The sequence below is a fragment of the Streptomyces vastus genome (assembly GCF_039532825.1).
GTDB classification, from domain to species: Bacteria; Actinomycetota; Actinomycetes; order Streptomycetales; family Streptomycetaceae; genus Streptomyces; species Streptomyces vastus.
The window spans coordinates 104,325-118,642 of sequence record NZ_BAAASJ010000036.1 but is presented as its reverse complement, the minus strand read 5'-3'; the positions used below and the strand labels follow the sequence as shown (position 1 = coordinate 118,642).

Genomic DNA, 14,318 nt, shown 5'->3' with positions numbered 1-14,318 from the left:
CCGGCTAACCCCGGACCCCAGTCAGACCAGTGAAGAATCGACCCCGAAAGAGGGATTGACGACCAGTGCTCGACGTCAACTTCTTCGACGAGCTGCGGATCGGCCTCGCTACCGCTGACGACATTCGTCAGTGGTCCCACGGTGAGGTCAAGAAGCCGGAGACCATCAACTACCGCACCCTCAAGCCCGAGAAGGACGGACTCTTCTGCGAGAAGATCTTCGGTCCTACCCGGGACTGGGAGTGCTACTGCGGCAAGTACAAGCGTGTCCGCTTCAAGGGCATCATCTGCGAGCGCTGCGGCGTCGAGGTCACTCGCGCCAAGGTGCGTCGTGAGCGGATGGGCCACATCGAACTGGCCGCTCCCGTCACCCACATCTGGTACTTCAAGGGCGTTCCGTCGCGCCTCGGCTACCTGCTCGACCTCGCTCCGAAGGACCTCGAGAAGGTCATCTACTTCGCCGCGTACATGATCACGTACGTGGACGAGGAGCGCCGTACGCGCGATCTGCCCTCCCTGGAGGCGCATGTCTCCGTGGAGCGTCAGCAGGTCGAGAACCGTCGCGACGCCGACCTCGAGGCCCGCGCCAAGAAGCTCGAGACCGACCTGGCCGAGCTCGAGGCCGAGGGCGCCAAAGCCGACGTTCGCCGCAAGGTGCGCGAAGGTGCCGAGCGGGAGATGAAGCAGCTGCGTGACCGTGCGCAGCGCGAGATCGACCGTCTCGACGAGGTGTGGACCCGCTTCAAGAACCTCAAGGTCCAGGACCTGGAGGGTGACGAGCTCCTCTACCGCGAGCTGCGTGACCGCTTCGGCACGTACTTCGACGGCTCCATGGGTGCGGCTGCCCTGCAGAAGCGCCTGGAGTCCTTCGACCTGGAGGAGGAGGCCGAGCGCCTCCGCGAGATCATCCGTACGGGTAAGGGCCAGAAGAAGACCCGTGCTCTGAAGCGGCTGAAGGTCGTGTCTGCGTTCCTGCAGACCTCCAACAGCCCCAAGGGCATGGTCCTCGACTGCGTCCCGGTCATCCCGCCGGACCTGCGTCCGATGGTGCAGCTGGACGGCGGCCGCTTCGCGACCTCCGACCTGAACGACCTGTACCGCCGTGTCATCAACCGCAACAACCGTCTGAAGCGGCTTCTGGATCTTGGTGCTCCCGAGATCATCGTGAACAACGAGAAGCGCATGCTTCAGGAGGCCGTCGACGCGCTGTTCGACAACGGCCGTCGCGGTCGCCCGGTGACCGGTCCCGGCAACCGTCCCCTGAAGTCCCTCAGCGACATGCTGAAGGGCAAGCAGGGTCGCTTCCGGCAGAACCTGCTCGGTAAGCGAGTCGACTACTCGGCGCGTTCCGTGATCGTCGTCGGTCCGCAGCTGAAGCTGCACCAGTGCGGTCTGCCGAAGGCGATGGCGCTGGAGCTCTTCAAGCCGTTCGTGATGAAGCGCCTGGTCGACCTGAACCACGCGCAGAACATCAAGAGCGCGAAGCGCATGGTGGAGCGCGGCCGCACGGTCGTGTACGACGTCCTCGAAGAGGTCATCGCGGAGCACCCGGTTCTGCTGAACCGTGCGCCCACCCTGCACCGCCTCGGCATCCAGGCCTTCGAGCCGCAGCTGGTCGAAGGCAAGGCCATCCAGATCCACCCGCTCGTCTGCACCGCGTTCAACGCGGACTTCGACGGTGACCAGATGGCCGTGCACCTGCCGCTGTCCGCGGAGGCGCAGGCCGAGGCCCGCATCCTGATGCTGTCCTCGAACAACATCCTCAAGCCTGCCGACGGCCGTCCGGTGACGATGCCGACCCAGGACATGGTCCTCGGTCTGTTCTTCCTCACCACCGACGGCGAGATGCGGGACGTCAAGGGCGAGGGCCGGTCCTTCGGCTCCGCCGCCGAGGCGATCATGGCGTTCGACGCGGGCGAGCTCTCGCTCCAGTCGAGGGTCGACATCCGCTTCCCCGTCGGCACCATCCCGCCCCGCGGGTGGACCCCGCCGGCGCGGGAAGAGGGTGAGCCGGAGTGGCAGCAGGGTGACAGCTTCCGTCTGAAGACCACGCTCGGCCGTGCGCTCTTCAACGAGCTGCTGCCCGAGGACTACCCGTTCGTCGACTACGAGGTCGGCAAGAAGCAGCTCTCCGAGATCGTCAACGACCTCGCCGAGCGCTACCCGAAGGTCATCGTGGCGGCGACGCTCGACAACCTGAAGGCGGCCGGCTTCTACTGGGCGACCCGTTCCGGCGTCACCGTGGCCATCTCCGACGTCGTCGTTCCCGAGGCGAAGAAGGAGATCGTCAAGGGGTACGAGGCGCAGGACGAGAAGGTCCAGAAGCAGTACGAGCGCGGTCTGATCACCAAGGACGAGCGCACGCAGGAGCTCATCGCGATCTGGACCAAGGCGACCAACGAGGTTGCCGAGGCGATGAACGACAACTTCCCGAAGACCAACCCGATCTTCATGATGGTGAACTCGGGCGCCCGAGGGAACATGATGCAGATGCGTCAGATCGCCGGTATGCGCGGTCTGGTGTCGAACGCCAAGAACGAGACCATCCCGCGGCCCATCAAGGCGTCGTTCCGTGAGGGTCTCTCCGTGCTGGAGTACTTCATCTCCACGCACGGTGCCCGTAAGGGTCTGGCGGACACCGCTCTGCGTACCGCCGACTCGGGTTACCTCACCCGTCGTCTGGTCGACGTCTCCCAGGACGTCATCATCCGCGAGGAGGACTGCGGCACCGACCGTGGCCTCCGGCTGCAGATCGCGGACCGGGACGCGGCGGGCAACCTGGTCAAGGCGGACAACGTCGAGACGTCCGTGTACGCACGTGCGCTGGCCGAGGACATCGTCGCCGACGGCAAGGTGCTGGCCCCCGCCAACACCGACCTGGGTGACGTCCTCATCGACGAGTTGGTGAAGCACGGCGTCTCGGAGGTCAAGACCCGTTCGGTTCTGACCTGTGAGTCCGCCGTCGGCACCTGCGCCATGTGCTACGGCCGTTCGCTGGCCACCGGCAAGCTGGTCGACATCGGTGAGGCGGTCGGCATCATCGCCGCCCAGTCCATCGGTGAGCCCGGTACGCAGCTGACGATGCGTACCTTCCACACCGGTGGTGTGGCCGGTGACGACATCACCCAGGGTCTGCCCCGTGTCGTCGAGCTCTTCGAGGCTCGTACGCCGAAGGGTGTCGCCCCGATCTCCGAGGCCTCCGGCCGCGTACGGATCGAGGAGACCGAGAAGACCAAGAAGCTCGTCGTGACCCCGGACGACGGCAGCGACGAGACGGCGTACCCGATCTCGAAGCGCGCCAAGCTCCAGGTGCGCGAGGGCGACCACGTCGAGGTGGGCCAGAAGCTCACCTACGGTGCCACCAACCCGCACGACGTGCTGCGCATCCTCGGCCAGCGGGCCGTTCAGGTCCACCTGGTCGGCGAGGTGCAGAAGGTCTACAACTCGCAGGGTGTGTCGATCCACGACAAGCACATCGAGATCATCATCCGGCAGATGCTGCGCCGGGTGACGATCATCGAGTCCGGCGACGCCGAGCTGCTGCCCGGCGAGCTCGTGGAGCGCTCGAAGTTCGAGACCGAGAACCGTCGTGTGGTGCAGGAAGGCGGCCACCCGGCCTCCGGCCGTCCGCAGCTGATGGGTATCACCAAGGCCTCGCTGGCGACCGAGTCGTGGCTGTCGGCGGCGTCCTTCCAGGAGACGACCAGGGTTCTGACGGACGCGGCGATCAACGCCAAGTCCGACTCCCTGATCGGCCTCAAGGAGAACGTCATCATCGGTAAGCTCATCCCGGCCGGTACGGGCCTGTCCCGCTACCGCAACATCCGGGTCGAGCCGACCGAGGAGGCCAAGGCCGCGATGTACTCGGCCGTGGGCTACGACGACATCGACTACTCGCCGTTCGGCACGGGCTCCGGCCAGGCCGTTCCGCTGGAGGACTACGACTACGGTCCGTACAACCAGTAAGCGAGCAGCTTGAGTTGAGGGGCGGTCACTCCGTTTCGTACGGGGTGGCCGCCCTTCGGCGTGCCGCGTCCTGCGTGCCTTTACGGAAATGAAAAAGCGGGCCAGGGAACCGATGCCGATATTGGCGCGTTAGAGGATGATGGAGGCATTCAGCCCCGGGGGAGGTGTCCGTGTCGTACCCATCGCAGTGGCAGCCGTGGCAGGGCGGCAACAGCCCGCAGCCGTGGCAGGGTCAGAGCAGTTCGTCGATGCTCGCCTCCCACGCAGACCGGGAGCGCGCCGTCGACGTGCTCAGAGCCGGCTTCGGTGAGGGACGCCTGCAGCAGGCGGAGCTCGAGAAGCGGATCGCGAGGGCCTACGAGGCCCGTACAGTCGGCGAGCTGGCCCTGCTCGTCGCCGACCTGCCGCAGGGCCCCATGCCGGTGCCCATGGCTGCCTCGGCGCCGGTGCCGAGGACGTTCCTGCCCGCACCGCCGCCGCCCACCAACGGCAAGGCGGTCGGCTCCATGGTCTGTGGCGTGCTCACCACGATGACCTTCGGTATCACCGGCCTGCCCGCCGTGATCCTGGGGCATACGGCACGCACCGAGATACGCCGCACCGGCGAGGGCGGCGAGGGCTTCGCGATGGCCGGACTGATCCTCGGCTGGCTGTCCGTCGCGGGCTGGGCCCTGTTCCTGATGCTCCTGCTCGTGGCCTCTGCCTCGGGCGCCTGACGACCAGGTTCTGGGCGGCGCCCATTTGTTTTGACCGCAGCGTATGAGGTAGGTACGCTCAGACCTTGTGCCTGGGGTGTGCCCTGGCTCCCGTGCGTGCCTTCAGACCGCAACGGGATCCTTCACCGGCCACCGTAATCTGCGCCCTTTCTGCCTTCCGGTGGGAGTCTGCAGCATTCGACACACCCGACCGCGTGGGTCGGCAACGTTCCAGGTTAGCTTCACCATCGGCACACAGAAACCGGAGAAGTAGTGCCTACGATCCAGCAGCTGGTCCGCAAGGGCCGGCAGGACAAGGTCGAGAAGAACAAGACGCCCGCACTCGAGGGTTCCCCTCAGCGTCGCGGCGTCTGCACGCGTGTGTTCACGACCACCCCGAAGAAGCCGAACTCGGCCCTGCGTAAGGTCGCGCGTGTGCGTCTGACCAGCGGGATCGAAGTCACCGCTTACATTCCGGGTGAGGGACACAACCTGCAGGAGCACTCCATCGTGCTCGTGCGCGGCGGCCGTGTGAAGGACCTGCCGGGTGTTCGTTACAAGATCATCCGTGGCTCCCTCGACACCCAGGGTGTCAAGAACCGCAAGCAGGCCCGCTCTCGCTACGGCGCCAAGAAGGAGAAGTAAGAATGCCTCGTAAGGGCCCCGCCCCGAAGCGCCCGGTCATCATCGACCCGGTCTACGGTTCTCCTCTGGTCACGTCGCTCATCAACAAGGTGCTGCTGAACGGCAAGCGCTCCACCGCCGAGCGCATCGTCTACGGCGCCATGGAGGGCCTGCGCGACAAGACCGGCAACGACCCGGTCATCACGCTGAAGCGCGCTCTCGAGAACATCAAGCCGACCCTCGAGGTCAAGTCCCGCCGTGTCGGTGGCGCCACGTACCAGGTGCCGGTCGAGGTCAAGCCCGGCCGCGCCAACACCCTGGCGCTGCGCTGGCTGGTCGGTTACTCCCGCGCCCGTCGCGAGAAGACCATGACCGAGCGTCTGCTCAACGAGCTTCTCGACGCTTCGAACGGCCTCGGCGCGGCCGTGAAGAAGCGCGAGGACACCCACAAGATGGCCGAGTCCAACAAGGCCTTCGCGCACTACCGCTGGTAGTCGCTACCCACATCGAGACCGAGAGAAGACTGAAGCCTTATGGCTACCACTTCACTTGACCTGGCCAGGGTCCGGAACATCGGGATCATGGCCCACATCGACGCGGGCAAGACGACCACCACCGAGCGGATCCTGTTCTACACCGGCGTCTCCTACAAGATCGGTGAGGTCCACGACGGCGCTGCCACCATGGACTGGATGGAGCAGGAGCAGGAGCGTGGCATCACGATCACCTCCGCTGCTACCACCTGTCACTGGCCGCTGGACAACGACGACTACACCATCAACATCATCGACACCCCGGGTCACGTCGACTTCACCGTCGAGGTGGAGCGCTCGCTGCGCGTGCTCGACGGTGCCGTGACGGTGTTCGACGGTGTCGCCGGTGTCGAGCCGCAGTCCGAGACGGTGTGGCGTCAGGCCGACCGTTACGGCGTGCCGCGCATCTGCTTCGTCAACAAGCTGGACCGTACCGGCGCCGAGTTCCACCGCTGTGTGGACATGATCTCGGACCGTCTGGGTGCCCAGCCGCTCGTCATGCAGCTGCCGATCGGTGCCGAGGCCGACTTCAAGGGCGTAGTGGACCTGGTCCGCATGAAGGCGCTCGTGTGGTCCGCCGAGGCGGCGAAGGGCGAGATGTACGACACCGTCGACATCCCGGCCACGCACGCCGAGGCCGCCGAGGAGTGGCGCGGCAAGCTGCTCGAGGCCGTCGCGGAGAACGACGAAGAGATCATGGAGCTGTACCTGGAGGGCGAGGAGCCCACCGAGGAGCAGCTGTACGCCGCGATCCGTCGCATCACCATCGCGTCCGGCAAGTCCAACGACACCACGGTCACCCCGGTGTTCTGCGGCACCGCGTTCAAGAACAAGGGCGTCCAGCCCCTGCTCGACGCGGTCGTGCGCTACCTCCCGACTCCGCTCGACGTCGAGGCCATCGAGGGCCACGACGTCAAGGACCCGGAGCTGGTCGTCAAGCGCAAGCCGTCCGAGGACGAGCCGCTGTCCGCCCTTGCGTTCAAGATCATGAGCGACCCGCACCTCGGCAAGCTCACCTTCGTCCGGGTTTACTCGGGCCGCCTGGAGACCGGCACCGCGGTGCTGAACCCGGTCAAGGGCAAGAAGGAGCGCATCGGCAAGATCTACCGTATGCACGCGAACAAGCGTGAGGAGATCGCGGCGGTGGGCGCCGGCGACATCGTCGCTGTGATGGGCCTGAAGCAGACCACGACCGGTGAGACGCTGTGCGACGACAAGCAGCCGGTGATCCTGGAGTCCATGGACTTCCCGGCGCCGGTCATCCAGGTCGCCATCGAGCCCAAGTCCAAGGGTGACCAGGAGAAGCTGGGTGTCGCCATCCAGCGTCTCGCGGAGGAGGACCCCTCCTTCCAGGTCCACTCGGACGAGGAGACCGGCCAGACCATCATCGGCGGCATGGGCGAGCTGCACCTCGAGGTGCTGGTCGACCGCATGAAGCGCGAGTTCAAGGTCGAGGCCAACGTCGGCAAGCCGCAGGTGGCCTACCGCGAGACGATCCGCAAGGCCGTCGAGCGTGTCGACTACACGCACAAGAAGCAGACTGGCGGTACCGGCCAGTTCGCCAAGGTGCAGATCGCGATCGAGCCGATCGAGGGCGGCGACGCCAGCTACGAGTTCGTGAACAAGGTGACCGGTGGTCGCATCCCGAAGGAGTACATCCCTTCGGTCGACGCCGGCTGCCAGGAGGCCATGCAGTTCGGCATCCTCGCCGGCTACGAGATGACGGGCGTTCGCGTCACGCTCATCGACGGCGCCTACCACGAGGTCGACTCCTCCGAGCTCGCGTTCAAGATCGCCGGTTCGCAGGCCTTCAAGGAGGCCGCGCGCAAGGCCAGCCCCGTGCTGCTCGAGCCGATGATGGCCGTAGAGGTCACCACGCCCGAGGACTACATGGGCGAGGTCATCGGTGACATCAACTCCCGACGTGGTCAGATCGAGGCCATGGAGGAGCGTGCCGGTGCCCGCGTCGTGAAGGGCCTGGTTCCGCTGTCGGAGATGTTCGGCTACGTCGGCGACCTCCGCAGCAAGACATCGGGTCGCGCGAGCTACTCGATGCAGTTCGACTCCTACGCCGAGGTTCCCCGGAACGTCGCCGAGGAGATCATCGCGAAGGCCAAGGGCGAGTAACTCACCCGAGTTCACGCTTTAGGCTTGACTCCGGAGCTTGCTGGGGCATTCCGTCACCATCGTGGCTGGAGTGCCCCGGGCCCCGGCTTTCCAGCAAAGATCACCTGGCGCCGATGAGTAAGGCGTACAGAACCACTCCACAGGAGGACCCCAGTGGCGAAGGCGAAGTTCGAGCGGACTAAGCCGCACGTCAACATCGGCACCATCGGTCACATCGACCACGGTAAGACGACCCTCACGGCCGCCATTACCAAGGTGCTGCACGACGCGTACCCGGACCTGAACGAGGCCTCGGCCTTCGACCAGATCGACAAGGCTCCTGAGGAGCGCCAGCGCGGTATCACCATCTCCATCGCGCACGTCGAGTACCAGACGGAGACGCGTCACTACGCGCACGTCGACTGCCCCGGTCACGCGGACTACATCAAGAACATGATCACGGGTGCGGCGCAGATGGACGGCGCCATCCTCGTGGTCGCCGCCACCGACGGCCCGATGCCGCAGACCAAGGAGCACGTGCTCCTGGCCCGCCAGGTCGGCGTCCCCTACATCGTCGTCGCCCTGAACAAGGCCGACATGGTGGACGACGAGGAGATCCTGGAGCTCGTCGAGCTCGAGGTCCGTGAGCTGCTCTCCGAGTACGAGTTCCCGGGCGACGACCTGCCGGTCGTCAAGGTCTCGGCGCTCAAGGCCCTCGAGGGCGACAAGGAGTGGGGCAACTCCGTCCTCGAGCTGATGAAGGCCGTCGACGAGGCGATCCCGCAGCCCGAGCGTGACGTCGACAAGCCGTTCCTGATGCCGATCGAGGACGTCTTCACGATCACCGGTCGTGGCACCGTCGTCACCGGTCGCATCGAGCGCGGTGTCCTCAAGGTCAACGAGACCGTTGACATCGTGGGCATCAAGCAGGAGAAGACCACCACCACGGTCACCGGCATCGAGATGTTCCGCAAGCTGCTCGACGAGGGTCAGGCCGGTGAGAACGTCGGTCTGCTGCTTCGTGGCATCAAGCGCGAGGACGTCGAGCGCGGCCAGGTCATCATCAAGCCGGGCTCTGTCACCCCGCACACCGAGTTCGAGGCGCAGGCGTACATCCTGTCCAAGGACGAGGGTGGCCGCCACACGCCGTTCTTCAACAACTACCGTCCGCAGTTCTACTTCCGTACGACTGACGTGACCGGTGTTGTGACCCTCCCCGAGGGCACGGAGATGGTCATGCCGGGCGACAACACTGAGATGAAGGTCGAGCTCATCCAGCCCGTCGCCATGGAGGAGGGCCTGAAGTTCGCCATCCGTGAGGGTGGCCGGACCGTGGGCGCCGGCCAGGTCACCAAGATCAACAAGTAATTGCTGATCGCTTGACCTGGTAGCTCCTCGCGAGCTCCTTGAAGGGGCCCGTACGACTTCGGTCGTACGGGCCCTCTTCGTGCCCTTCCCGCAGTCGCGCCCGGTTTGTATGTTTGTACTGTCATTGATCGAAATCGACCATCGCTCCAGGCTTCGCTCGGACATCCCCGGTGAATCCGCTTCGCGAGCAGAACGGGTGCTCATGGTGGAGGAGACGGGCAGACCCGCCGGTGCGGGCATACGACAGCTACTGCTTGCGCTCGGCGAGCCGGTGGTCGACCTGGTCGCGGCGCCCGCAGGTCTCGACGTCGAGATCAACGAAGTGGTCATCCTGGATGCGGACGACGACTCGGATACGTACCGAGAGGACCTCGTCCTGGTGATCGGTGCGCGGGGCCACAGGGCGCTCCACCTGGCACGTGCGGCAGCCCGGCAGGGCGCCGCGGCCGTGGCCGTCAAGCTGGACCAGGACGGCGATCGTGAGGCCCTGAAACAGGCCGCCGCCGACACGGGTGCCGTCATTCTCGGCGTACGCCCGGAGGCACGCTGGGCGCAGATCGACTCCCTGGCCAGAGGTGTGATTGCCGACGCGCGCGTGGCCCGGTCCCCGGAGGCCGGCGAACCCGCTGACCTTTTCGCCCTGGCCGAGACGGTCGCCGCCCTCACTGGTGGCATCGTCAGTATCGAGGACAGCGCCAATCGCGTGCTGGCCTACTCCCGCTCGGACGACGAGGTGGACGAGCTGCGTCGGCGTTCGATCCTGGGCTGGCAGGGCCCTGCCCACTATCTGGAGCTGCTGCGGCAGTGGGGTGTGTACGAGCGACTGCGCACCGGGGACGACGTGGTGCACGTCGAGGAACATCCGGAGCGGGGGATCAGGCGGCGACTTGCGATCGGGATCCGCGTCGACGAGCAGTTGCTGGGCTCCATCTGGGTCCAGGAGGGCAAGGACAGGCTGTCCGACCATGCGGAGAATGCGCTGATCGGCGCCGCACGGACGGCAGCCCTGCAGCTCGTGCGGCGCAGGACCGGGGCACCCGTGAACCTGCAAGGAGAGGACGCGCTGCTCAGCTGGATGCTCGAGGGGCACATCGATCCACGGACGTTCGCCACCCATATCGGTGCCGACCTGGCGAAACCGGCGGCGGTCACGGCTTTCGCCCTGAAGGGCAGCGCGTCCGACGTCGACGCCGGCCGTCCGGTCTTCGAGCTGCGCAGGGCGGCGATGACGAGCCTGATCTCCGTTCACGCCGCCGCGTTCCGGCGCCGGTCCCTGGTGACCAGCGACGGCGAGCGCGTGTACGTGCTGCTGCCCGGGCTGCCGGAGCAGTCCGGCGAGGGCATGGTCGCCGCTCTGGCGACCGAGATCGTACGGGTGGCCGGTCAGCGCCTGCAGATCGACGTCTGTGCGGCCGTCGGTTCGGTGGTCGGCAGCCTGGACGCGATCGCCGAGTCGAAGGCCGCGGCGGACCGGGTGCTCGACATCATCACGCGGCGGGGCGAACGGCGCGTCGCCACCATCGCCGACGTGCGGTCGGAGGTCCTCCTCAGCGACACGCTCGCGCTGCTCGAGAAGAACCCGCGCCTGCGGGATCCGCGGATCACCGCTCTCCTGAGCTACGACAGAGAGCACGACTCGGGACTCGTGGCGTCCGTGCTCGCGTATTTCGGCACGCAGTGCAACATGAGGGCGGCGGCCCGGCTGCTGCATCTGCACACGAACACCCTGCGCTACCGGTTGAAGAGGGCTGAGGCGATCAGCGGGATCGATCTCTCCGATCCGCACCAGTGCCTGTTCTCCCACCTGCAACTGCTGCTGCAGACCGGCTCGATACCCGTGTCGCACGGGCATTGAGCCGGTCTGCCTGCCGGGTCGGCGACGGGCCGGCGTGCCCGTCGGTGCGACGGGCACGCCGGCTTCGTCAGCAGGGCACTGTCAGGCGTCAGCTGACTTTCTCGGCGACCGCCACAGGCTCGCGTTCGTCCTTCACATCGCCGGAGCGCAGCGCCTGCCGGAACGACGCCAGTTCCCGCTTGACGTAGGGGGCGAGCAGGTAGAGGCCCACGATGTTGACCAGCGCCAGCAGGAACAGCACCGCGTCGGTGAAGGCGAGCACGCTGCCGAAGGTCAGCACCGAGCCGACCACGATGAACAGGCAGAAAATCGTCTGGTAGATGCGCTCGCTGGTCTTCGACTCGCCGAACAGATGAGTCCACGCCTTCTGGCCGTAGTAGGACCAGGTGATCATGGTCGAGATGGCGAAGAGCACGACGGCCACGGTGAGGATGTTCGGGAACCACGGGAGCACGGTCTCGAAGGCCGAGGAGGTGACGGTGACACCGTCCGCGGCAGTACCGTCCGCCGCGTACTGCGCCTTCGCCTCGTTCCAGACCTGGCTGTCGGCGATGACGATCGTCAGCGCGGTCATGGTGCAGATGACGACCGTGTCGATGAACGGCTCCAGCAGCGCCACCAGGCCCTCGGTGGCCGGGTACCTGGTCTTCACGGCGGAGTGGGCGATCGGGGCGGAGCCCAGCCCGGCCTCGTTGGAGAACGCGGCACGGGTGAAGCCGACGATCAGCGCGCCGACCACGCCGCCCACCACGCCTTCGCCGGTGAAGGCCCCCTCGAAGATCGAGCCCACGGCCGACGGAACGGCGGTGACGTTGAACAGGATGACGATCAGGCACGCACTGACGTAGATGATCGCCATGCTCGGCACCAAGCGGCTGGTCACCTTACCGATCGCCTTGATGCCGCCGATGATCACGGCTCCGACGATGACGGCCAGCACGATTCCCATTATCAGGGCCGAGCCCTTGCCGCCGAACGGACCGTCGTCGCCACCAGTTACGTTGCGGATCTGGATGACGGTCTGGTTGGCCTGGAACATGTTGCCGCCACCGATGCCGAAGAACAGGATCATGACGGCCGCGAGGGCGGCGAACACCTTGCCGGTGATCCTGCCGGTCGAGCCGGGCAGCCGTTCCGCGAGCCCCTTGCTCAGATACTTCATCGGCCCACCGGAGACGGACCCGTCGGCGTGCTGGTCGCGGTAGCGGACGCCGAGCGTGCACTCGACGAACTTGGAGGCCATGCCGAGCAGGCCGCACAGAATCATCCAGAACGTGGCACCGGCTCCACCGATGGTGATCGCCACGCCCACGCCCGCGATGTTGCCGAGGCCGACGGTCCCTGACACGGCCGAGGACAGCGCCTGGAAATGGGTGATCTCACCCGGGTCGTCGTCCTTGCTGTACCGGCCGCGCAGCAGTTGCAGGGCCAGCTTGACGCCCCGCACCTGAATGAAGCCGAAATAGGCGGTGAAGATCGCACCGGCGAGTACCAGCCAGGCGACGATCCATGGAAAGCTGGTGCCGAAGACCGTGACCTCCGCGAAGACGAAGTCACCGAGGCCCGTGGCGAGCGGGTCGAAAAGTGAGTTGATCTTGTCTTCGATCTGGCCGAGGACGCCGTCGTCAGCTGCCTGTGCCTGGAAGAGGACGGTTTCGTGGGCAGCCTGAAGTGCTTGAACTGGAGCCATGGTGATCCTTTCCGCCGGCCCGTCGACGTAGCGGTGCCGGCAGGTCCCGAACGGGAGATCCGTCCGTCAAACCCGTTGGGTTTCGGCATACGGTAGGGGGAGCCGGTCGGCGTGGTTCTGGTACAAGAGGACAAAGAACCAGCCAGTACGCCGTCAATCTGACGTCTGCCCGACCTACGGTCACCGTGGCGGGAGTCGACGGCGGGCGACGGCGGCCGTGCCTCTCACGTCCGGTGAGAGCGACACCGGGGTGGTGTTCCGCGTCCGACGGATTCGGGGGCGGCGACCTCGGCGAACTCGGCGACGACGACTGCGTGCGCGTCTGCCGGTACATCCGCCGAGCCGTCCGGCGCCGCGGAACGACCGACGAGGGCCGCCTGGTGGGCCGACGGGTCGACAAAGGTTCGTGGACCGGGGCTCCGGCGAGGCCGTCGTCGGCGAGGCCCTCGACGCCGGACAGCTGACCTGGGCGACATGGCAGGACTGGGGAGAGGGCCTGCGGCAAGGTGGACATCGACGTCCAGCATGTCGCCCGGGTCTTCGACCGGCTCCTCGCCGGCGCGGCACCTGAGGCCGGCGCCCGGCTCAGCGGTGGCTCAGCGGCTGACGGCGATGTTCCTTTGGAAGCGCTCGTGCAGCGCGATACCGACCGAGACCGAGACATTGAGGGACTCGGTGGAATTGATCATCGGGATGGAAACCGTTGTGGCGGACGTCTTCTTGAACAGTTCGGAAGGGCCGCCCTTCTCGCTGCCGAACAACAGGGCCAGCCGGTCCTGGTTGCCGCCGAGGTCCTTGACGGTGAGTTCACCGCCCGCTTCGAACGCCATCAACGGCATTCCGCTGTCGTGGACGAAGGCGGCCGCCTCCTCGCGACTGGCGAGAACGACGGGAAGGGAGAAGACATAGCCCCGGCTGGCCCTCAGCAGACGCCGGTCGGCGATGCTGGTGAGATCGCTGTCGACGAGGACGATTCCCGAGGCCCCCATCGCGAGGGAGGTCCGGACGATCGCGCCGATGTTCCCGACGATCTTCACGCCGTCGAGAACGACGACGTCCCCGCCGCGCTCCGCGATGTCCTGGAACCGAGCCGGCCGGGGGACGCGTGCGATGCCGAACGTCTTGGCCTTTCGCTCCCCTTTGAACAGCTGATTGACGACCGACGATTCAACGAGGCGGACCGGCACATTTCGCTGCTGGCAGAGGTCGAGTAGTTCGGTAGGGAACGGAATTCCGTCGCTGCTGTACACCTCGATGAATTCCACCCCCGCTGCCAGGCATTGCATAAGGGGTTCGGTGTCCTCGATCAATACCGTCTTGATGCTGGTTCTCGACGGCTTGGTGACGTCGAGAATTCGCTGCATCGCGGGATCGGAAAGGGAAGTGATGGTGGCCAGCTCGTTCATGTGCCGATCCTAACAGCGCCGTGTAACGGTGAATATCGACGAAAAGTGCCTGCTCCGTTCACCTCGTGCGCTGTTC

General features: G+C 66.0%; 9 protein-coding genes. 7 read left to right on the top strand and 2 right to left on the bottom strand.

Annotation, left to right across the window (positions count from 1 at the left end; genetic code table 11):
- Positions 1-65 precede the first annotated feature (65 nt).
- From ABD357_RS18770 to ABD357_RS18740, 7 genes are all read left to right on the top strand, one after another.
- Positions 66-3,965 (top strand): DNA-directed RNA polymerase subunit beta', encoded by a 3,900-nt coding sequence (locus tag ABD357_RS18770; protein WP_344391445.1) that lies wholly within the window; start codon positions 66-68, stop codon positions 3,963-3,965.
- A gap of 170 nt (positions 3,966-4,135) precedes the next feature.
- Positions 4,136-4,681, top strand: coding sequence for a DUF1707 and DUF4190 domain-containing protein (locus ABD357_RS18765; protein ID WP_386340847.1), 546 nt, complete (start codon positions 4,136-4,138; stop codon positions 4,679-4,681).
- Positions 4,682-4,933: 252 nt separating this feature from the next.
- The gene (rpsL, locus tag ABD357_RS18760) at positions 4,934-5,305 is read left to right on the top strand and encodes a 30S ribosomal protein S12 (protein ID WP_003948652.1); all 372 of its coding nucleotides are present in this window, start codon (positions 4,934-4,936) and stop codon (positions 5,303-5,305) included.
- A 2-nt stretch (positions 5,306-5,307) separates the two neighbouring features.
- Positions 5,308-5,778, top strand: a complete 471-nt coding sequence (rpsG, locus tag ABD357_RS18755) for a 30S ribosomal protein S7 (protein WP_009330725.1) — start codon at positions 5,308-5,310, stop codon at positions 5,776-5,778.
- A gap of 39 nt (positions 5,779-5,817) precedes the next feature.
- Positions 5,818-7,944, top strand: coding sequence for an elongation factor G (gene fusA / locus ABD357_RS18750; RefSeq protein WP_344391443.1), 2,127 nt, complete (start codon positions 5,818-5,820; stop codon positions 7,942-7,944).
- Positions 7,945-8,097: 153 nt separating this feature from the next.
- Positions 8,098-9,291, top strand: a complete 1,194-nt coding sequence (gene tuf / locus ABD357_RS18745) for an elongation factor Tu (protein ID WP_033319627.1) — start codon at positions 8,098-8,100, stop codon at positions 9,289-9,291.
- A 202-nt stretch (positions 9,292-9,493) separates the two neighbouring features.
- A complete protein-coding gene (locus tag ABD357_RS18740; RefSeq protein ID WP_344391442.1) occupies positions 9,494-11,146 on the top strand; it encodes a PucR family transcriptional regulator in 1,653 nt (550 codons plus the stop codon).
- An 88-nt stretch (positions 11,147-11,234) separates the two neighbouring features.
- Here ABD357_RS18740 and ABD357_RS18735 read toward each other — a convergent pair whose 3' ends face one another.
- Together ABD357_RS18735 and nshR are read right to left on the bottom strand one after the other, a co-directional pair.
- Positions 11,235-12,836 (bottom strand): alanine/glycine:cation symporter family protein, encoded by a 1,602-nt coding sequence (locus tag ABD357_RS18735; RefSeq protein ID WP_344391441.1) that lies wholly within the window; start codon positions 12,834-12,836, stop codon positions 11,235-11,237.
- A 596-nt stretch (positions 12,837-13,432) separates the two neighbouring features.
- Positions 13,433-14,242 (bottom strand): NshR/TsnR family 23S rRNA methyltransferase, encoded by an 810-nt coding sequence (nshR, locus tag ABD357_RS18730; RefSeq protein ID WP_344391440.1) that lies wholly within the window; start codon positions 14,240-14,242, stop codon positions 13,433-13,435.
- Between the last annotated feature and the right edge of the window lie 76 nt (positions 14,243-14,318).

What these genes read in the sequence shown, in the direction of transcription:
- rpsG (WP_009330725.1), top strand. Translation starts at nt 5,308, where the DNA reads ATGCCTCGTAAGGGCCCCGCCCCGAAGCGCCCGGTCATCATCGACCCG.
- fusA (WP_344391443.1), top strand. Translation starts at nt 5,818, where the DNA reads ATGGCTACCACTTCACTTGACCTGGCCAGGGTCCGGAACATCGGGATC.
- ABD357_RS18740 (WP_344391442.1), top strand. Translation starts at nt 9,494, where the DNA reads ATGGTGGAGGAGACGGGCAGACCCGCCGGTGCGGGCATACGACAGCTA.
- ABD357_RS18735 (WP_344391441.1), bottom strand. Translation starts at nt 12,836, where the DNA reads ATGGCTCCAGTTCAAGCACTTCAGGCTGCCCACGAAACCGTCCTCTTC.
- nshR (WP_344391440.1), bottom strand. Translation starts at nt 14,242, where the DNA reads ATGAACGAGCTGGCCACCATCACTTCCCTTTCCGATCCCGCGATGCAG.